We start from the raw sequence: 19268 nt of genomic DNA, 5'->3' as shown, positions 1-19268 counted from the left end.
AAAATGAAAACGTTTAGAATGTGACAAAAGTGTGAAATTCGACAAAAGGGGTTGTCATCTGACGTCGAATCTTGTAATATAATAAGCGTGAACGAATTCACATACAAACATATACCCCTTTGTTTGAACGTGAAAATTTCTCCCATCCCCTTTAATATTTTTATAAGCCGTAAAGAAAAAGACCTGGTGTTTACACCAGGTCTTTTTCTTTTGCTATCCATTTCCAATAACGCTCACATTTTACGTCAATCATTTGTACTTTTCGTTTCAGTTGTAATTTTTTTAGTTCACGTTCAATTTCTTGCTTCGAGCAGTCATATATAAATGCTACTTCTTTTGAAGAGATAAATTGTGTCGCTTCCAGTAATACTTCTAAAGGTGGTAATGGCTCTGGCTCGATTTCACATTTTACAAGTTCTTTCAATAATTGTACGTAGACGTCGTAGGAATACGTTCCAGCGATTTTAATACCTTCTTCATCTGAATTTGCATGAAAGAATACGAGAGAAGGTATTTCTGTAATATGCATCTCATTTGTGAATTTTAAGTCACATTGGAAAGCCTTTTTTGCGCTAGCGGAATATAGGTCTTTTTTGAATTCTTCTACATCAATATTGCTATCTTTTGCGCATGCAAGTAATAATTCGCAGTCAGGATTTGATACATTTTCAAGGAAAATGTATTCTTGGAGTTTTCGCAAAAACTTCGAACCTGCTTTTCGGCCCTGCAACTCCGCTGCTTTAATTGCCATCGAAACTAAATATGGTGTTGACGATGCTTCTTGCATATGTACCTTTCCATCACATGAAAAACCTTGTAAACTTGTTGTCTTTTCCCACACAAATCGAATATTAGCAGGTTTATTCCATTTGTGTGAGGAAGCGTTCGTTCCGTCCACTTTTCCTGTTACGATATGACGAATAGAGAAGTATTTCCCGTATTCAAGCCATAGTTTAATAATAAAGGGCTCAATTTCCCAGCAATCTTTACAAAGTGGATCAATAAATAAATATGCTTCTACAGACTTATGCTCACATGCGGAAGGAGATGGCATATTGATATGCTTTGCTTCCTGTTTATCCATTATATTTCACCTGTTTCGTCTGGAGTATTAACCATATGCTGAGCAGTTAATGCTAAACGTTCAAAAACGAACTCTCTTATATGACCGTGCACTCCTGTGTCATCCATTGCTTGCTCCATGCACGATAGCCAAGCCTCTGCTCGTTTTGGAGTAATCTCAAACGGGAGATGGCGTGCTCTTAACATAGGATGACCATGTTCTTCCGTGTACAAATTAGGACCACCTAAATATTGTGTTAAAAATTGCTTCTGCTTCCTAGCTGTTTCTGTTAAATCATCCGGGAAGATGGGAGATAGGTCAGGGTGTTTACTGACATAGGAATAAAATGTGTCTACTAATATTGCAATGCATTGTTCACCGCCAATTGCTTCAAATGGTGTCATCGGTTGCTTGCTCATCCTTTTAAACTCCTTTTTCCATGAAATGTATATCTATTGTAGCAATGGAATGTTAGGGAGGGCAAATAAACCGCCTTCATAACGTTCTTTGCTTATTCTACAGATGTAAAAGAATCTTTTCTTTTTCAAAAAGTGAGATGTATCCACTAGTAGAACGTATTCACTAGTGGAATTTTCACTTTAGCGTGCTTTGTTTTGTTTGGCAAGGAAAAAGCGTTTTACTTTATTATTTGTATGACGGATTGGTATGTCGTGTTGCTTTAACAAATGAATAAAGGCAGCTTTGCCTGCTTCTTCATCTTGCACTTCAAATTCAATTTCATAATCATCGTGATTGTAATAGAAACTATGATCAAAGACAAGCGTTCCGCCTTCAAATAGTGTTTCGGCTCTTTCAGTTGTTAAACTACCCATATAAGTTAAAGCAGAAACAGGAATTTGTAATGTGTGTAGTTGATCTACTACAGCGCCTTGAATAATTGTATTTGTTTCCATCATCAATCTTGCTTCATCTGCTGTTATAACTTGATGCGTTTCTAACAAGCCGACTTCTGCAGGTTGTTTTAATGTTAATGTATAAGTTTCTCCTTTATGACGAATACGAAGTGCAGAGCCAGCTTCTTTTAATGAGAAGCTCGGTGTTTCAAAGTAGTGATTCACCTGTTTCGTAAATCCTTCAATAGAGAATGATTTACATAATGTATTGAATTCTTCTTCTGTAACAATATTTTTAAATTCAATTTCAATTTCTTGTGTCATTGTATGCGCGCTCCTTTTGAAAAATAATTCTTTACACATTATCGCTTTTTCACAAATTTGGTTCAATGTTTTATTTGTTTGCGTCCATGTTATGATACAATAATACTGTTAAGTAAGACAGGAAGTTGAGATGGAGGAGTTAGAGCATGCAAAATAAAATCCAAGTTAAGAGCGTAGAAAAGAGAGAGAATGCTCTTATTTTTTGTGCGGAAAATAGTGAAATAGAGGTAAAGGAGTTAAGTGCGCGTAATCACGTACTTGTAGACTCAGATAATTTATCATTTTTATATATTTTAGAAAACGAATCATCTTTCATTTATGTAAGCATTCCGCATACATGCTGGGAAGCAATGCATGAAGCGATGAATAACGACGTGGTTATGTTCGTTCGCGTGAATGACATTGAAATGGAATTAGAAGGTTTAAAAGAAGAAGTAGAATATTTAGTTGAAAATATTGAAGGTAATGCAAATTACGGAGAAGAACTAGTAACTGCTGTAGAAAAAGTATTTCTATAAGCAAATGGATTGATTTTGGTGGTGGTTGAAATGAATCGAAATTGGGAAGAATTTTTAGCACCTTACCACCAAGCGGTGGCAGAGCTGAAAGTGAAACTAAAAGGAATGCGTACTCAATTTGCAATGTTAACAGAGCATTCTCCAATTGAGTTTGTAACAGGAAGGGTAAAGTCGGTTGCAAGTATTATTGATAAAGCGGAGAAGAGAAATGTACCGTTAGACAGGCTAAGAGAAGATATGCAAGATATCGCGGGCCTTCGAATGATGTGTCAATTTGTTGATGAGATTAAGCCTGTTGTAGAATATCTTCGAAAACGAAATGACTTTGAAATCGTGGAAGAACGTGATTACGTCACGCAGAAGAAAGATAGCGGTTATCGTTCTTATCACGTTGTCATTAGTTACCCAGTTCAAACGATTCAAGGTGAACAAAAAGTATTGGTAGAAATCCAAATACGTACGCTAGCAATGAACTTTTGGGCAACAATTGAGCATTCTTTAAATTATAAATATAGTGGACGTTTTCCTGAAGATATTAAAATACGCTTGCAACGTGCAGCGGAAGCAGCATTTTTATTAGATGAAGAAATGTCTTCTATCCGTCTTGAAATTCAAGAAGCGCAGAAAGCTTTTTCAAGAAAGCAAGAAACGAAAGATTCCGAATCATAAACTAAAGGGTGTTGGGCGATGAAATTTACAATTATGTCAAAGGGAGATCAATCATCAGATGCACTGGCAAGCACGATGAAAGAATACTTGCTAGATTTTGGATTTATAATGGATGAAAAGGAACCCGATATTGTAATTTCTGTTGGGGGAGATGGAACGCTTTTATATGCGTTTCATCGTTATTATAATCGATTGGATGAAACAGCATTTGTTGGTGTACATACAGGGCATTTAGGTTTCTATGCAGATTGGTTACCGACAGAAGTAGAGAAATTAGTAATTGCAATTGCTAAAACACCATTCCAAGTGGTGGAATATCCGCTTTTAGAAGTGATTATTCGCTATGTGAATGGGAGTAAAGAGTCGCAGTATTTAGCGATGAATGAAGCAACTGTAAAAAGTGCAGAAGGTACATTAGTAACAGAAGTGGAAATACGCGGAGAGTACTTTGAAACGTTCCGCGGGGATGGCCTTTGTATTTCTACTCCTTCGGGAAGTACTGCGTATAATAAGGCGCTTGGCGGAGCAATTATTCACCCTTCTATTGAAGCGATTCAAATTGCGGAAATGGCATCTATTAATAACCGGGTGTTTCGTACGGTAGGTTCGCCGCTCGTATTGCCGAAACATCATACATGCGTGCTGAAGCCGACTGCAGGAATGAACTTACAAATTACGGTGGACCATTTAACGATGGTTCATCAAGATGTGAAATCAATTCAGTATCGCGTGGCAAATGAGAAAGTACGATTCGTTCGTTTCCGTCCATTTCCGTTCTGGAAACGAGTTCGTGACTCGTTTGTTGCAGATAAATAGAAAGGGTTTATATATTTGAACAGATTTACATTGAAATGGGATATAGACTCGGCTGAGGAAGGAACTTTAGTTAGAGAATTTTTAAAAACAAAAGGAATCTCCAAAGCCGCATTAACGGATATAAAGTTTCATGGCGGATCTATAGAAGTAAATGGTCAACATGCGAGCGTTCGTCATCAGTTGCAAGCTGGTGAAGAATTACGTGTCTTTTTTCCAGTAGAGGAAAGAAGTGAAGGGATGATTGCTGAAGATATTCCTTTATGTATCGTATATGAAGATGATGCAGTTCTTGTCATAAACAAAGAGGCAAACATGTCAACGATCCCGTCTAGAGAACATCCGGCAGGAAGTGTTGCGAATGCGCTCTTATCTCATTATGATAAGCGACATCTTACAAGTACGGTGCACATCGTAACGAGGTTAGATCGTGATACTTCAGGGCTTATGCTTATTGCAAAAAATCGTTTCGTACATCATCTTTTATCGAAACAGCATCAACAAAAAGCTGTGAAAAGAACGTATGAAGCGATTGTTCACGGTGAGATGGTAGAAAGAGAAGGAACGATTGACGCACCGATTGGACGAAAATCGGATAGCATTATTGAGCGAACCGTTTGTGAGGAGGGGCAAAGAGCCATTACTCATTTTAGAGTGATCGATAGCGTCAATCATAAGACGCACGTATCACTTGAGCTCGATACAGGGAGAACGCATCAAATTCGTGTGCATATGGCGTACATAGGACATCCGTTACTTGGCGATAATTTATATGGTGGAAAAAGAGATGAAATGAAACGACAAGCGCTTCACAGTACATCCTTGACGTTTTATCATCCTATTTTAGAGAAAGAAATGTCTTTCACTACACCGATTCCAAGCGATATGCAAGCGATATTAAGACATATTTAAAAAGGGAACAAAATTCTTATGTAATGAAGAGTTTTGTTCCCTTTTTCTTAGCGGAATAATATTAAAATTTGATTGTCGCCCGTGCGCTTTATAACGAAAAAGCCACTTTCAGATTTTGTAGCAATGCCATCGTTATTTGGACGACAATATCCATGCGTTTCGCAAGTACCATCATCACGTACTAACATTTGTCCAATTAATCCGACAGGAAGCCACTCGTTACGGTCTTTTCTTGCTATATATTTGCAAGCTGGATCCCATTCTGTATTTAAAAGAGGTTGTATGTCTTGCGATTCCGTACGTACATATTGACGTTTTCCGAAGCTATCTGTTTTATAGCGTTTTTGCCAACTTAAAGCACCGCTATTTCCTATAAGAGCGGGGGTGGCACTAGATATTCCTAAGATGAATGAATCGTTTGAAGTAGCGATTCGAATTTTTTCTTCGCTACTAAATGTAACGAAATAACCTACATCAATAAAAGTATTGTCTACTGTTTCAAACATTTGCGCAAAATCGGTTCCGCTTGCATTGTAAGAAGCGCCCTCAATGTACATTTCTCCATTATGAGCAAGCCACTTTGCACCGATATTATGATCGGTTTCATTTGTGCCGTTTGCAATAAACCAAGAATAAGATTCATCTGCTGTGCCGAAGCGCCCCATAATATGGCTACCTGCAAAATGAGCTGTTGATGTATGATTACCTTCCGCATGAGAAGAGAATCCGTTAGCGATAGTCGCGGTTCCTTCTGCATGTGCTGCTTCGCCTAAAGCGATTGTATGTTTACCTTCCGCATGAGAATAGGAGCCACCTGCTGTCGTTTCACTCCCTTCACTATGGGAACTATGTCCAGTTGCTGTCGTTTTTGATCCTTCTGCATGAGAGAAAGAACCTTTTGCATGTGTCAGAAGTCCTTCTGCATGTGAAGCTGTACCCTCTGCATGAGAGTGAAGACCCTCTGCATATGCATACCGCCCATCTTTTTTTACTTTTTTATTTTCAGATGTAGGGGTCTGAATGATAATCGTTTTTTCTGTTTGTATATCACCTGATGGTACTAATGCTTCTTTAATTTTTTTTACTTGATTTATAATAGCAGCTGGAATTTCTGCTTCCGCTTTTTTATTTATTGCTACAGGGCTGTTTTCTTCTATATTCTTCTCTACTTGCTCAGAAGGCACAATCTGTTCAATATGAGTAGAGAGAGGTTTATTTTTTTGCTGCATCTTTGCTTTTCTATTATCAATTATGCGGCTCATTACAGCATTCTGTAATGAGACATATTTTGGTCTATCTTTGTTTTTTGTGGAAGCCTCTTGTTCTTCCAGTTCTTCTACAGCTGCAGCTCGAATGCTGCACCAGTTGTTAATTCCGTACATGGGCAGATAAAAAGGCGGGCATTTTCTTTTTTGTTTAGAAGATTTTTTCTTCATTCTGTCACCTCCTGCGACAGTATATGCCGTGTCATTAAAAAAAGATGCACTTTATTGCATCTTTTTTTAATGACTTTACCCAATTTTTATCTCACTTTAATGGGCGGGCTGCCCATTAAAGTGGGATTGGTGAGGGCTGATTAAAGTTTCACTTTATATGAGAGACGCCTAAAAGATACGGTAATCCTTACATATGAGTTATGAAATTGGGCGGAATTTCTCAGGGACAAAAGGCAGGGAGGAAGGAACGGAAACAATCTCCATTTCAGGATAACGTAGTCCAGTTAGTTTGCCACCAAATACAGCACCAGTGTCAATATTGACTGTATGATTTACAAAGCGAGGTTCTTTTACGGGTGTATGTCCATATACAACCCAAGATGTTCCTTTATACTCCTTCGCCCAGTCGCGACGGACAGGTGAACCGTCAGCATGTTTTTCTCCTGTAATATCGCCGTATAATACAAAGGTTTGTACTTTTTTATCTTTTCTTCCTATGTAATCTTGCCGAATGCCGGCGTGACACACAATTAACCTTTTTTCATCGAGTACATGATATAAAGGGGATTGCTCGTAAAGTGTGATGAATTTTTCTTTTATCATGTTTTGTTGATGAGAAGGTAGTGTTTCATATTCGGCAACAGTTGTTTCGAGTCCATGAGCGATTGTCACATTACGTCCAAGGAAAAATCGGTATAGTTTATTGCAGTGATTTCCCGGAGCGTAATACGCTACTTTTTTATTTATGACAAGTTCCCATACAATTTCAATCATACGTAATGAATGAGGACCGCGATCTGTGATATCGCCAACAAAAGCAAGCTTGCGTTGATCAGGGTGAATCGGTAAGTCACTATTCCAGTTATATCCGAGTTTTTTCGTTAAATCTTGAAATTCTTGGAAGCATCCATGAATATCCCCTATAATGTCATATTTCATATTTAAACCTCCATCATATTTTTCATTAGTATATCTAAAAAAGGATAGAGATAAAAATATACCGTTTTTGTGCTTCAGTTGAACATAAAGATTTTCGTTCTTGAGCGGACGTTTAAAACAAATCCAATCGCTATCATGTATGTGAGTAAGGAGCTTCCTCCGTAGCTCATAAGGGGTAGTGTGATGCCTGTAATAGGTAGTAATCCGATTGTCATCCCGATATTTTGAAATACTTGAAAAGTAAACATTCCGATTGTACCAGCGCAGATGTAACTGCCGAAAGGGTCATTACTTTCTATAGCGATATGAATCATGCGGAAAATAAGTAGGAAAAAAAGCGCAATAATGACGCTTGCGCCTAAAAATCCGAATTGCTCAGCGACATTAGTGAAAATAAAATCTGTATGTGGTTCTGGAAAGTATACTTGTCCATTTTCCCAACCTTTTCCTTGCATTTCTCCTGATCCAGTAGCTAAGAACGCTTGTCTTAATTGATAGCCTTGCGCATCATATTTGTATGGCGCTAACCAGCCATAGAAGCGATTTAGTTGATATTCTTGTAAAATGTGTGCTTTAAAGAATTTTGTATGAGTAAAAAAAATATAGGTTAATGTAACGCCAACTGCAAAAATACCAGAAACTAACCCGAAAATAAAACGCCAACGTATACCAGAAACTAATATCATTGCTGCGAGCATAGCTGAAATTACCATTGTGTTTCCTAAATCAGGTTCTTTTGCAATAAGTAGTAGTGGCGGCAAACTTGTTGCGCATATTTTTCCGAGTAATAGAAAATCGTCTTGTATTGTTCGGTAAAAATATTTCTCATTATGATTAGCTATAATTCGTCCGATGACGATAATTAAAAACAATTTCATAATTTCGGAAGGTTGGAAATTTCCGATGCCTGGGAGCCTGTACCAAGCGGTCGCACCTTTAATTGTAACGGCACCTGGTACTTGAAATTCTAGTCCAATAAGTAGTACCAATGCAAAGCTATATAAATACCAAGCAATTTTTTGATAACGATCGAAATCGATAATCATAATGATACCAATGGCTATGAATCCAATGAAGTACCACTGGATTTGCTTTAATACAAAATTTACATGTTGTAAAAATGGTGGTAAAGAGGCTTGTGCACTTGCAATTGCAAAACAACTAACAATCCCAATGGCAAATAAAATGAATAGCAATACGTAGTCTATTTGATATTGAGAATTTGAATCTTTCAATGTGTGTATTCCTTTCTATCGCCTAGTAAGTATATGGATCATGTCATGATAAAAATAATATACAAGCAGACTATGCATACATTTATTCCACTATTTGTGGGAAGTCATACATCACACGGAAGGAGTAGTGCCTACCGTGTGATGGACTATATGGCACGGAGTTCTTTTGTAATGATATTTAAACAATGGGAGAGACGGGCATGTGTATCGGAAGTTGGAATGAGATCTGGGAATAATCGGTAAAAATTCGCAGCATCATCGTGCCATTCACAAGCTTTTAACAGACTCGATTTATAATGGGTGCTATCTTGTAAGAAACCATATTTTTTGGAGGTTAAAACGAGATGTGAAAAATCTTCACAGCCTTCAAGGAATTTGTGATGTACTTGCTGTCCCGTATGAAGGCGGAATGAACTTAAGGGCTCCGTTATATACATCGCATCACCTTTTGACAGTAAACTGATCCAAGAGGCCATATCAACACTACAACCATATTTTCTACCATTTAAAGTGCCGAAAGGTTCTGCTAATAGATGTTTTCGAAAGAGTACAGTCGTAGGTTCACCAATAATGTTTTGTCCCAATATAAGCATATGGTTTCCAAAATCTGTCCCGTTTAGTAGAGTATCTTCATCATATAACCTTTTCATGGAGGGATGTTGTTCAATAATCTCTCCATCATCATTAATCCAAGTCCGATAAGATGTAATAAGCGCGAGATTTTGATCTAAGTCTTTTTGGAAATAAAACATCATTTTTTCAATTTTATTATTATAAAATATATCATCGTCCATTAAGAAATTTATGTACTCTCCATTTGATTGTTCTAAAAGCATAAGGGCGTTATGAAATTGTCCTAAAGTAGAGGGGTTTCGAATGTACGTTATATGTTTATGCTTATGTAAATAATCTCTGTATATTAATTTTTCTGTTTCATTATTTGTACTATCGTCTCCTACAATGATTTCAATATTGGAATACGTTTGTGCTAATGCACTTTCTAGAGCAATTTTAAAATAATGTGGTCGATTATAGGTGGGAATAAGGATGGAAACGAGCGGCAGATTTTTTATATTATTCATATACAACTACCTTTCAGAAATTTTCTGTGTAAGAATCATATCTTGATAACTTGTATGTTCAGTTCTGCCACACCATGAGCCATAATGGGGGGGAGTCTGTATTTCTAGTCCATACTTATTTAATAGGGTAAGAATATCTTTCTCAAGATAGGCAACTGCGAAATTCGGGATATCTTTATTTAGAACATAACAATTGTCAATTTGATGGTAAAAACCTAACGGACTTAGTCCTGCATTTAAGTAATAGGAAGATTCAGGATTAATTAAAAAGAAAGTAATAAAACATCTCCCATCCTTTTTTAAAACTCGAGAAATTTCACTTAAGTAATGTTCCAATTCTTTCGGAAGGAGGTGGGTAAATATAGACGTTAAAAAAATAAAATCAAATGATTCATCTTCATATGGAAACTTGTATTGGGAAGCATCTTCTTTTCCATCAGGATTATAGAATTGATTATATATATCGACATGTTCAAAATGGAAATTGTTACGTCGTGTTGAAATGTTGTTTTTGCACCATGTAATTCCCTTATTGAATAAGTCAAATCCATAATAAGTACCATCATCGCTTAAATACTCCATTAATGGAACCGCCATCCGGCCAATACCGCAACCTATATCTAACACTGTTTCATTTGGTTTTACATTTCCAATTTCAATAAAATACTGCATAAACTCTTTTCCAACTTCTTCAAAGTCACCACCTACATATTGAACGAGTTCTGGAGGTGGAATTAATGTGAATTTTTTCTCATTTTCGCTCATACATTCACTCCGTCCTTATAGTAAAGTAGGGGATTTCTATTGTATATAAGTTCATCAGTTATAGTGAGGGGAACTTTACACAATTGGTTCTTATGAATAAGTAGTGTAAAGTTCCTCTCAAAAAAATAAACTTGTATTCTATTCTTTTCGCCAATAAATACCAAAATCATCAATTTTAGTAATAGGAGCTTGTAAGTTTCTTTCATTTCTGAAATCTGTTACAGCTTCTGCGCATGTTACTAATCCGTAGTCATCAATAATAATAAAGCCACCTGTTGACACTTTATCGTATAGGTTTACAAGACTATCCATCGTTGATTCATACATATCGCCATCAAGACGAGCAATTGCAATTTTTTCTACCGGTGCTGAAGGCAATGTATCTTTAAACCAACCCTTTAAAAATTTCACTTGATCATTTAATAAATCATATTTTCTAAAGTTCTCTTGCACTGTTTCTAAAGAAACCCGTAAGTAATCGAATGTATGCAAATAATCACCGTAATCTTTCGGGTATTGTTCTAAGTTAGGTGCTGGTAGACCTTCAAACGAATCGGCAACCCACACAGTACGATCTGTAATGTTGTTTGCTTGTAAAAAACCATTCATAAAAATGCACGATCCTCCGCGCCATACACCAGTTTCAATAAAATCACCTTCTATATTTTCACGGACAACAGTTTCCATAGCTTCGTGTAATTGATTCATACGTTTTCGGCCAATCATACTATGTGCTGCCCTTGGCCAATCTTTGCCACCTTGACGCTCACTTTCTGAAACGTTAGGGTCAACGATTTTTAAATTGTGATTTTCTACGTACTGCTTAAGAAATAAAGGAAGCGGAACAGTAACTGGTTCATATGATAGCTCTTTAGATATATGTAACGAAGCAGGTAAATATGGTTCGTACTCTAACCATATTTCAAATAAAATTGTTTTCTTTAATAATTCAAGATAAAGCTGAACAGCTGATTTATTTTCCATATAAGTGCCTCCTGCGGAATGTCATACAACATTATGACTATGTAGAAAAGAGAGATTTAATGATTGAATTTACAAATGAAAAAGCAGTAAGACTAATATCAGTCTTACTGCTAAGTACAAAATTAAGCGATTTTCTCAATAATAATTGATGCACTTGTACCAAGAGCTAGTGATAATCCAATTCCTGTAACAATTGCTTCAACGAGTGATGGAGTTGTCGTAATTTGTGTAATGGCTTGGATAACGATAGGAGCTCCAAGTGAAATTAAGCTCGTGCCTGTACCTGGTACAGTATTACCATTAACTTGAATTGCAAGACTTCCTAATAAACCTACTGCCGCTGTATAAGCAATAACAGTAATTTTATAGAACCCAGTCTCACTAATTACGAAAGTATCAGGATCCATTTGAGAAATTGCTGTACCAAACTGAGATCCAACAGTATTAAATGGTACTGGATCGTTAACGCCAAGAGCTAAAGAAACTGTAGCTGAGTTAAAGGCATACAACCCTGCTGGAAGTCCTAATCCAGAAGGTCCAGTCGGCCCAGTCGGTCCAGTAGTACCAGTCGGCCCAGTAGTACCAGTTGGCCCAGTAGCACTAGTAGCGCCAGTCGCACCAGTCGGTCCCGTTGGCCCAGTCGGTCCGGTCGCACCAGTCGCACCAGTCGCACCAGTCGCACCAGTCGCACCAGTCGCACCAGTCGCACTAGTCGCACCAGTCGGCCCAGTTGGTCCAGTCGGCCCAGTCGGCCCAGTTGGTCCAGTCGGCCCAGTCGGCCCAGTCGGTCCTGTTGGTGCAGTCGGCCCAGTTGGTGCAGTTGGCCCAGTTGGTCCAGTCGGTCCCGTTGGTCCGGTAGGAAGGGTAAACGGCGGTATTGGTGGTAATGTTGGTCCTACAAGATTAGGGTCAAATGCACTAGCTGATAAAGATTCATCGGGATTTAATCCATCTGAATAATTATTATTTGACATAAATTCACCTCCATAAAGCGTTCATTATATAGTAGATGCAAAACCGGAAGAAAATGACACGGACATTTGAATTATTGAAAAGAAATCTTAAACTGCTTGTGCAAGTTAAAAAAATGGAAAGTTTATTGTATGTATAACATATGATTGATTTGGAAGAGGGTGATTATGTTGAACAAGCAAGGAATTACAATTAGTTTATGTATGATTGTTCGAGATGAGGAAGATACAATCGGTCGATGTTTAGACTCAGTAGAAAAAATTGTTGATGAAATTATTATAGTGGATACAGGTTCCATTGATCGAACGAAAGAAATTGTAGCTCAATATACCTCTAACATATATGACTTTCCGTGGATTAATGATTTTGCGGCAGCTAGAAATTTTTCTTTTTCGAAAGCAACGCAAGAATATATATTATGGTTAGATGCTGATGATGTGTTATTAGAAGATGCTCAAGAGGCATTGAACTTATTAAAAAGAGAATTAGATCCTAATGTGGATGCTGTTTCGATGCCTTATCATCTTGTAATGGATTCTAATGGTAAACCTTTATACTGTACAAAAAGATATCGGCTTGTAAAGCGTGAAAAACAATTTCAATGGTTTGGAAAGGTGCATGAGTATTTAGCTATTTTTGGTGAGATTTTTAATAGTAATGTTGCGATTACGCATAAAAAAGAAAAGAAAGTAACGAACCGCAATTTAAAAATTTTTCAAGATGCTGTAGCAGCTGGAGAAGAATTGAGCCCGAGAGATTTGTTTTATTACGCGAATGAATCTATGGATAATCAAAAATATGATGATGCAGTTCTACTATATGAAACATTTCTTAATCAGGACGAAGGTTGGTATGAAGAGAAAATTTATGCATGTGGTAAATTAGGAGATTGCTATGCAAAGCTTGGATCATGGGAAAAGGCAATTGAATCTTGCGTGAAGTCGTTTCGATATGATGTTCCTAGAGGAGAGAATTGTACAAGAATAGGATATATATATATGGAACAGCAAAAGTATAACGAAGCGATATTTTGGTTTAAACTTGCAACGGAAGTACCAATGGCGACGGAGAGTCCGTTTCATAGCCCAGCGAGCTATACATGGCTTCCTTATTTACAAATGTGTATTTGTTATAGCAAGTTAGGTGAGCAAGATAAAGCTTATTATTACAATGAATTAGCAGCTTCTTATGTTCCGAATAATGCTGCAATTGAATATAACCGCAAATATTTTCGGAGTGTTTTTGATAAACAATATAAATCGTTATAGGCAGCTTTTTTTTAGAAATGGCTCATCGCGATTCTAACTCTAATAGATTAGCTATATAGTAAAGTATCGGCAATGTAACTAGTACTGGTTACATCTATAGAACTTCATATGAGGTGTATATTTCAAATTCAATTTGCATAAGGAGTGTGTAAAATGAATTCCCCAAAAAATTCTTTATACGAAGAAAAGTCTGGGCATTATTATAATGCAGTGAATCCGAATTTATTAAAGCACATAAAAAAAGAATGGAAAGAAGTTCTTGATATCGGTTGTTCGAGTGGTGCACTTGGAGCTGCCATAAAAGAAAATGGCACACGTGTATCTGGAATTGAGGCATTCCCAGAGGCAGCAGAACAAGCAAAAGAAAAACTAGATCATGTTGTTTTAGGCGATATAGAAACAATGGATATGCCGTATGAGGAGGAGCAATTTGATTGCGTTATATTTGGTGACGTATTAGAGCATTTATTTGATCCGTGGGCGGTAATAGAAAAAGTAAAACCGTATATAAAGCAAAATGGTGTGATTTTGGCTAGTATACCGAATGTTTCACACATTTCAGTATTAGCTCCCTTACTTGCTGGAAATTGGACGTATACAGAATATGGTTTATTAGATAAAACACATATTCGCTTCTTTACATTTAATGAAATGTTACGAATGTTTTTAAAAGCAGGCTATTCAATTAGTAAAGTAGATCGTGTATATGTTGATCATAAAATGTATGAACCGCTTATTGAGGAATTATATGGCATTTGTAAAAAATATCGTCTTGGAAGTGGCTTCATGGCTGAGACGGTTGTATTTCAATACATTATTGAAGCAGAAAAATCACAATTATGAGTGCAGCAGATAAAACAATATTATTTGTTACGTGTATAAATGATCGGAAAATGTATGCACAATGTGCACGACATATATTACAATTGCCAGTTCCTCCAGGATACACGATACAGTTTATGCCGATTCGGAATGCGAAAAGTATGACGAGCGGATATAATCAAGCAATTTCGCATCCGGCAAAATATAAAGTGTATATACATCAAGATGTTTTCATTGTAAATGTAGGTTTTTTATATGGATTACTTCAATTGTTTCAAGAACATGAACATCTTGGAATGATTGGTATGGTTGGAGCCCAATATGTTCCTCCAAATGGAATATGGAATGTAGGCAGAGGAGTTGTTGGAAAAGTCATTGGTTATATGAATGATTTATTTTATATGGCAAGTCAAGAAAAGCCGTATCATGACTCAAAAACATTTATGCCTGTAGAATGTATTGATGGTTTATTAATGGCAACACAATACGATATTCCATGGCGGGAAGACTTGTTTGATGGGTTTGACTATTATGATGTGTCTCAATCGTTTGAATTTAGAAAAGCGGGCTATACAGTTGGGGTTCCTGTACAGCGTGATGCGTGGTGCATTCACTATCATATCGATGTGGATATGACCAACTATGAAAAGTATAGAAAGATATTTGTAGAGCACTATATGTCAGATGTAAATCAAGACGAATAGAGGAGCTACAAAATGAAAGAACATACAATATTAGTCGTTGTTTGTATAAATAATGAAGAGCTATTTGAACAATGCGAGAGACAAATAAGAAACCTTTTTGTTCCCCCTGGTTATGTCGTACAAATTTTTCCGATACGAGATGCGAAAAGTATGGCGAGTGCATATAACCGAGCACTTTCATATCCCGCGAAGTATAAGGTTTATATACATCAAGATACTTATCTTATTAATCGAGAGATGTTTTATACACTCATTTCTCTTTTTAAAGATAACGAAAAACTAGGTTTAATTGGAGTGGCTGGTGCTCAGTTTTTGCCGAGCAACGGGATATGGTGGGAAGGGAAAAATTTAGTAGGGAAAGTGATTGAGTACAGGAGACAGAATTATCAATTATTAAATTTAGATCAAGTTTTTTATGGGAATCAACCATTTTTGTCAGTTCAGGCAATTGATGGTTTATTGATGGCAACGCAATATGATATTCCATGGCGAGAAGACTTATTTCAAGGATTCCACTTTTATGATGTGTCGCAGTCTTTAGAGTTTCAAAAGGCTGGTTATTTAATTGGTATCCCTAATCAAGCAAATGTATGGTGTATTCACTACAACGGGGATGAGTTTGATGCGGATACATATGAGAAGGATCGGAAAGTGTTTGTAGAACATTACAAAGATATATTATCTCCATCATAAGGGAGAGATGCAGGGTGAAAGGAATTATTTTAGCAGGTGGAACTGGGTCGAGATTATATCCCATAACGAAAGTAACGAATAAACATTTGCTTCCTGTTGGACGTTATCCAATGATTTATCATGCGGTATATAAGCTAAAACAATGCGAGATTACAGACATTATGATTATTACAGGTAAAGAGCATATGGGAGATGTTGTTAGTTTTTTAGGAAGCGGTCAAGAGTTTGGCGTGTCCTTTACGTATCGTGTGCAAGATAAGGCTGGCGGAATTGCGCAAGCATTAGGGCTTTGTGAAGATTTCGTTGGGAATGATCGCATGGTAGTTATATTAGGAGATAATATCTTTTCTGATGATATTCGTCCGTATGTTGAAGAGTTTGCAAATCAAAAAGAGGGTGCGAAAGTACTGCTGCAATCTGTAGATGATCCGGAGAGATTTGGCGTAGCGCATATTCAAAACGACAAAATAATTGAAATTGAAGAAAAGCCGAAAGAGCCGAAAAGTTCCTATGCAGTCACAGGAATTTATTTGTATGATTCGAAAGTCTTTTCTTATATAAAAGAATTAAAACCTTCCGCAAGGGGAGAACTTGAAATTACAGATATTAATAATTGGTATTTAAAACGAGGGGTACTTACTTATAATGAAATGAGCGGTTGGTGGACTGATGCGGGAACTCATGTTTCTCTTCAAAGAGCGAATGCGTTAGCACGGGATATAAACTTTGGTAAACAGTTTAACGGAGAATAGGTGAAAATATGAAAGTTATAGAAACAAACTTTACCGACGCAAAATTGTTGGAACCGAGGTTATTTGGAGATGATCGTGGCTTTTTTACTGAAAGTTATAATAAGAAGGTGCTAGAAACATTAGGGGTTACGCATTCATTTGTACAGGATAATGTTTCGTATTCAGCGGAAGCGGGAACGATTCGCGGATTACACTTTCAAAAAAATCCGAAAGCACAAACGAAACTTATTCAAGTTATGCAAGGAGCAATCTATGACGTTATCGTCGATTTGCGAAAAGATTCCCCAACGTTTAGGCAGTGGAGAGGATATATTTTAAGCGCGGATAATCATCGGCAATTATTAGTGCCAAAAGGATTTGCACACGGTTTTTGTACACTTGTTTCGCATACGATTGTTATGTATAAAGTAGATGAGTATTATAGTGCTAATCATGATTCAGGGGTACTTTGGAGTGATAAAGAATTAGCAATTCCATGGCCGGTAACAAGTCCTATTCTGTCTGACAAAGATCGAATATTGCCATCGCTTCAGGAATGTGAAGATAGTTTTTGAGTAGGAGAGTTGTTTATGAATATATTAGTAACAGGTGGAGCTGGATTTATTGGAAGTAATTTTGTGCATTATATGTTACAAAGCTATGAAACATATAAAATTATTAATTTCGATGCATTAACATATAGTGGAAATTTAAATAATGTAAAGTCTATTCAAGATTATCCGAATTACTATTTTGTAAAAGGGGAAATTCAAAATGGAGAGCTGCTGGAGCATGTTATTCAGGAACGTGATGTGCAAGTCATTGTCAATTTCGCAGCTGAATCACATGTGGACCGTAGTATTGAAAATCCGATCCCTTTTTATGATACAAATGTAATTGGGACAGTCACCTTATTAGAATTAGTAAAAAAATATCCGCATATTAAACTCGTGCAAGTATCAACGGATGAGGTGTATGGATCTTTAGGAAAAACAGGGCGATTTACCGAGGAAACCCCGTTAGCTCCAAATAGTCCATATTCTTCAAGCAAAGCGAGCGCTGATATGATAGCTTTATCTTATTATAAAACATATCAATTACCAGTTATCGTAACGCGTTGTTCCAATAACTATGGGCCGTATCAATATCCTGAAAAATTAATTCCGTTAATGGTTACGAATGCGCTCGAAGGAAAAAAATTACCGTTATATGGCGATGGATTAAATGTAAGAGATTGGCTACATGTAACGGATCATTGTCGTGCGATTGACGTTGTTTTGCATAAGGGACGTATAGGAGAAGTATATAATATAGGTGGAAATAATGAAAAAACAAATATAGATGTTGTGGAACAAATTATTACTCTCTTAGGAAAAACGGAAAAGGATATTGAATATGTGACAGATCGTTTAGGACACGACCGCCGTTATGCGATTGATGCAGAGAAAATGAAGAATGAATTTGATTGGGAACCGAAGTATACGTTTGAGCAAGGGTTACAAGAAACGGTGCAATGGTATGAGAAGAATGAGGAATGGTGGAAACCATTAAAAAAGTAAGGGGCATATAAATGAGAGAACGGATTATCATAACAGGAGCAAATGGTCAATTGGGAAAGCAACTACAAGAAGAGTTAAATCCTGAAGAATATGACATATATCCATTTGATAAAAAGTTACTAGATATCACAAATATATCCAAAGTGCAGCAAGTAGTACAAGAAATAAGTCCACATATCATTATTCATTGTGCAGCGTATACGAAGGTTGATCAAGCTGAGAAAGAACGAGATCTTGCTTATAGAATAAATGCAATAGGAGCTCGAAATGTAGCAGTTGCCTCACAATTAGTAGGGGCAAAGTTAGTTTATATTAGTACGGATTATGTATTTCAAGGTGATAGACCGGAAGGGTACGATGAATTTCATAATCCGGCGCCGATAAATATATACGGGGCTTCTAAATATGCGGGAGAGCAGTTCGTCAAAGAGTTACATAATAAATACTTTATCGTTCGTACGTCATGGTTGTATGGTAAGTATGGCAATAATTTTGTGAAAACGATGATGCGGTTAGGGAAAGAAAAAGATGAAATATCAGTTGTAGCGGATCAAGTTGGCTCTCCTACGTATGTGGCAGATTTAAATACGATGATTAATAAGCTTATTCACACTTCTCTATACGGTACGTATCACGTATCCAATAGAGGTTCATGCTCTTGGTTTGAATTTGCAAAGAAAATATTTTCGTATGCAAATATGAAAGTGAATGTGCTACCTGTTTCAACCGAAGAATTTGGGGCTGCAGCAGCAAGGCCGAAATATTCTATTTTCCAACACAACATGCTACGATTAAATGGTTTTTTACAAATGCCTTCTTGGGAAGAAGGATTAGAACGTTTTTTTATAGAAACAAAAAGTCATTAACAATTTTCAGTTAATGACTTTTTTGTTTGCCTTTAAGAGGTTTTATGTTACTATAATTA

General features: G+C 36.8%; 22 protein-coding genes. 12 read left to right on the top strand and 10 right to left on the bottom strand.

Translation table 11 applies throughout. The features are described 5' to 3' along the window. Window positions 1–190 precede the first annotated feature (190 nt). The 3 genes from ACTFNE_RS17065 to ACTFNE_RS17055 form a co-directional block, all read right to left on the bottom strand. Window positions 191–1084, bottom strand: a complete 894-nt coding sequence (locus tag ACTFNE_RS17065) for a ClpXP adapter SpxH family protein (RefSeq protein ID WP_000360652.1) — start codon at window positions 1082–1084, stop codon at window positions 191–193. Further along, the gene (locus ACTFNE_RS17060) at window positions 1084–1482 is read right to left on the bottom strand and encodes a globin domain-containing protein (RefSeq protein WP_000043380.1); all 399 of its coding nucleotides are present in this window, start codon (window positions 1480–1482) and stop codon (window positions 1084–1086) included. Before ACTFNE_RS17060 ends, ACTFNE_RS17065 begins: the two co-directional genes overlap by 1 nt. Window positions 1483–1662: 180 nt before the next feature. Beyond that, window positions 1663–2241, bottom strand: coding sequence for a CYTH domain-containing protein (locus tag ACTFNE_RS17055; protein WP_000191110.1), 579 nt, complete (start codon window positions 2239–2241; stop codon window positions 1663–1665). 146 nt (window positions 2242–2387) lie between these two features. Here ACTFNE_RS17055 and ACTFNE_RS17050 point away from each other — a divergent pair, with 146 nt between their 5' ends. From ACTFNE_RS17050 to ACTFNE_RS17035, 4 genes are read left to right on the top strand one after another with little or no spacing between them, the layout of a single operon-like run. Then, window positions 2388–2759 (top strand): hypothetical protein, encoded by a 372-nt coding sequence (locus tag ACTFNE_RS17050; protein ID WP_001180003.1) that lies wholly within the window; start codon window positions 2388–2390, stop codon window positions 2757–2759. A 30-nt stretch (window positions 2760–2789) separates the two neighbouring features. After that, entirely contained in the window at window positions 2790–3428 is a 639-nt protein-coding gene (locus ACTFNE_RS17045; protein ID WP_001081482.1) for a GTP pyrophosphokinase, read from the top strand. 18 nt (window positions 3429–3446) lie between these two features. Beyond that, window positions 3447–4244, top strand: a complete 798-nt coding sequence (locus ACTFNE_RS17040) for an NAD kinase (protein WP_000673184.1) — start codon at window positions 3447–3449, stop codon at window positions 4242–4244. Window positions 4245–4259: 15 nt separating this feature from the next. Next, entirely contained in the window at window positions 4260–5153 is an 894-nt protein-coding gene (locus ACTFNE_RS17035; RefSeq protein WP_046198594.1) for an RluA family pseudouridine synthase, read from the top strand. Window positions 5154–5200: 47 nt separating this feature from the next. Here the strand turns inward: ACTFNE_RS17035 and ACTFNE_RS17030 are convergent, their stop codons facing one another. The 7 genes from ACTFNE_RS17030 to ACTFNE_RS17000 all read right to left on the bottom strand — a co-directional run bounded on the left by ACTFNE_RS17030 (window position 5201) and on the right by ACTFNE_RS17000 (window position 12568). Beyond that, window positions 5201–6589 carry a peptidase G2 autoproteolytic cleavage domain-containing protein gene (locus ACTFNE_RS17030; protein WP_270706023.1) on the bottom strand — a complete coding sequence of 463 codons (1389 nt, stop codon included), beginning with the start codon at window positions 6587–6589 and terminating at the stop codon, window positions 5201–5203. 198 nt (window positions 6590–6787) lie between these two features. Then, window positions 6788–7528 carry a bis(5'-nucleosyl)-tetraphosphatase PrpE gene (gene prpE / locus ACTFNE_RS17025; RefSeq protein WP_270706024.1) on the bottom strand — a complete coding sequence of 247 codons (741 nt, stop codon included), beginning with the start codon at window positions 7526–7528 and terminating at the stop codon, window positions 6788–6790. A gap of 74 nt (window positions 7529–7602) precedes the next feature. Continuing rightward, the gene (locus ACTFNE_RS17020) at window positions 7603–8763 is read right to left on the bottom strand and encodes an FtsW/RodA/SpoVE family cell cycle protein (RefSeq protein ID WP_046198591.1); all 1161 of its coding nucleotides are present in this window, start codon (window positions 8761–8763) and stop codon (window positions 7603–7605) included. 146 nt (window positions 8764–8909) lie between these two features. Next, a complete protein-coding gene (locus ACTFNE_RS17015) occupies window positions 8910–9845 on the bottom strand; it encodes a glycosyltransferase family 2 protein (RefSeq protein ID WP_270706025.1) in 936 nt (311 codons plus the stop codon). Between the two features lie 6 nt (window positions 9846–9851). After that, complete coding sequence (locus tag ACTFNE_RS17010) at window positions 9852–10610, bottom strand: class I SAM-dependent methyltransferase (RefSeq protein WP_046198589.1); 759 nt, start codon at window positions 10608–10610, stop codon at window positions 9852–9854. A gap of 138 nt (window positions 10611–10748) precedes the next feature. Next, on the bottom strand, window positions 10749–11594 hold the full coding sequence (locus tag ACTFNE_RS17005; protein ID WP_046198588.1) for a TylF/MycF family methyltransferase: 846 nt from the start codon (window positions 11592–11594) through the stop codon (window positions 10749–10751). 122 nt (window positions 11595–11716) lie between these two features. After that, the gene (locus ACTFNE_RS17000) at window positions 11717–12568 is read right to left on the bottom strand and encodes a BclA C-terminal domain-containing protein (protein ID WP_270706026.1); all 852 of its coding nucleotides are present in this window, start codon (window positions 12566–12568) and stop codon (window positions 11717–11719) included. A 165-nt stretch (window positions 12569–12733) separates the two neighbouring features. Between ACTFNE_RS17000 and ACTFNE_RS16995 the strand changes: the two genes are divergently transcribed. The 8 genes from ACTFNE_RS16995 (at window position 12734) to rfbD (ending at window position 19209) form a co-directional block, all read left to right on the top strand. Next, the gene (locus ACTFNE_RS16995; protein WP_000932905.1) at window positions 12734–13834 is read left to right on the top strand and encodes a glycosyltransferase; all 1101 of its coding nucleotides are present in this window, start codon (window positions 12734–12736) and stop codon (window positions 13832–13834) included. Window positions 13835–13987: 153 nt separating this feature from the next. Then, window positions 13988–14677, top strand: a complete 690-nt coding sequence (locus tag ACTFNE_RS16990) for a class I SAM-dependent methyltransferase (RefSeq protein WP_001087864.1) — start codon at window positions 13988–13990, stop codon at window positions 14675–14677. After that, window positions 14674–15360 carry a glycosyltransferase family protein gene (locus tag ACTFNE_RS16985; protein WP_001271197.1) on the top strand — a complete coding sequence of 229 codons (687 nt, stop codon included), beginning with the start codon at window positions 14674–14676 and terminating at the stop codon, window positions 15358–15360. The genes ACTFNE_RS16990 and ACTFNE_RS16985 overlap by 4 nt, the downstream gene beginning before the upstream one ends. A gap of 12 nt (window positions 15361–15372) precedes the next feature. Beyond that, window positions 15373–16053, top strand: coding sequence for a glycosyltransferase family protein (locus ACTFNE_RS16980; protein WP_046198585.1), 681 nt, complete (start codon window positions 15373–15375; stop codon window positions 16051–16053). A 14-nt stretch (window positions 16054–16067) separates the two neighbouring features. Beyond that, entirely contained in the window at window positions 16068–16805 is a 738-nt protein-coding gene (locus ACTFNE_RS16975; RefSeq protein ID WP_270706027.1) for a sugar phosphate nucleotidyltransferase, read from the top strand. An 8-nt stretch (window positions 16806–16813) separates the two neighbouring features. Further along, window positions 16814–17359 carry a dTDP-4-dehydrorhamnose 3,5-epimerase gene (gene rfbC, locus ACTFNE_RS16970; RefSeq protein WP_046198583.1) on the top strand — a complete coding sequence of 182 codons (546 nt, stop codon included), beginning with the start codon at window positions 16814–16816 and terminating at the stop codon, window positions 17357–17359. Between the two features lie 15 nt (window positions 17360–17374). Then, window positions 17375–18343, top strand: a complete 969-nt coding sequence (rfbB, locus tag ACTFNE_RS16965) for a dTDP-glucose 4,6-dehydratase (protein WP_046198582.1) — start codon at window positions 17375–17377, stop codon at window positions 18341–18343. Window positions 18344–18354: 11 nt separating this feature from the next. Beyond that, window positions 18355–19209 carry a dTDP-4-dehydrorhamnose reductase gene (gene rfbD / locus ACTFNE_RS16960; protein ID WP_046198581.1) on the top strand — a complete coding sequence of 285 codons (855 nt, stop codon included), beginning with the start codon at window positions 18355–18357 and terminating at the stop codon, window positions 19207–19209. Window positions 19210–19268 lie beyond the last annotated feature (59 nt).

The organism is Bacillus cereus group sp. MYBKT111-2, from assembly GCF_051915205.1.
Lineage (GTDB): Bacteria > Bacillota > Bacilli > Bacillales > Bacillaceae_G > Bacillus_A > Bacillus_A paranthracis.
This window is presented reverse-complemented; position numbering and strand designations above follow the sequence as displayed.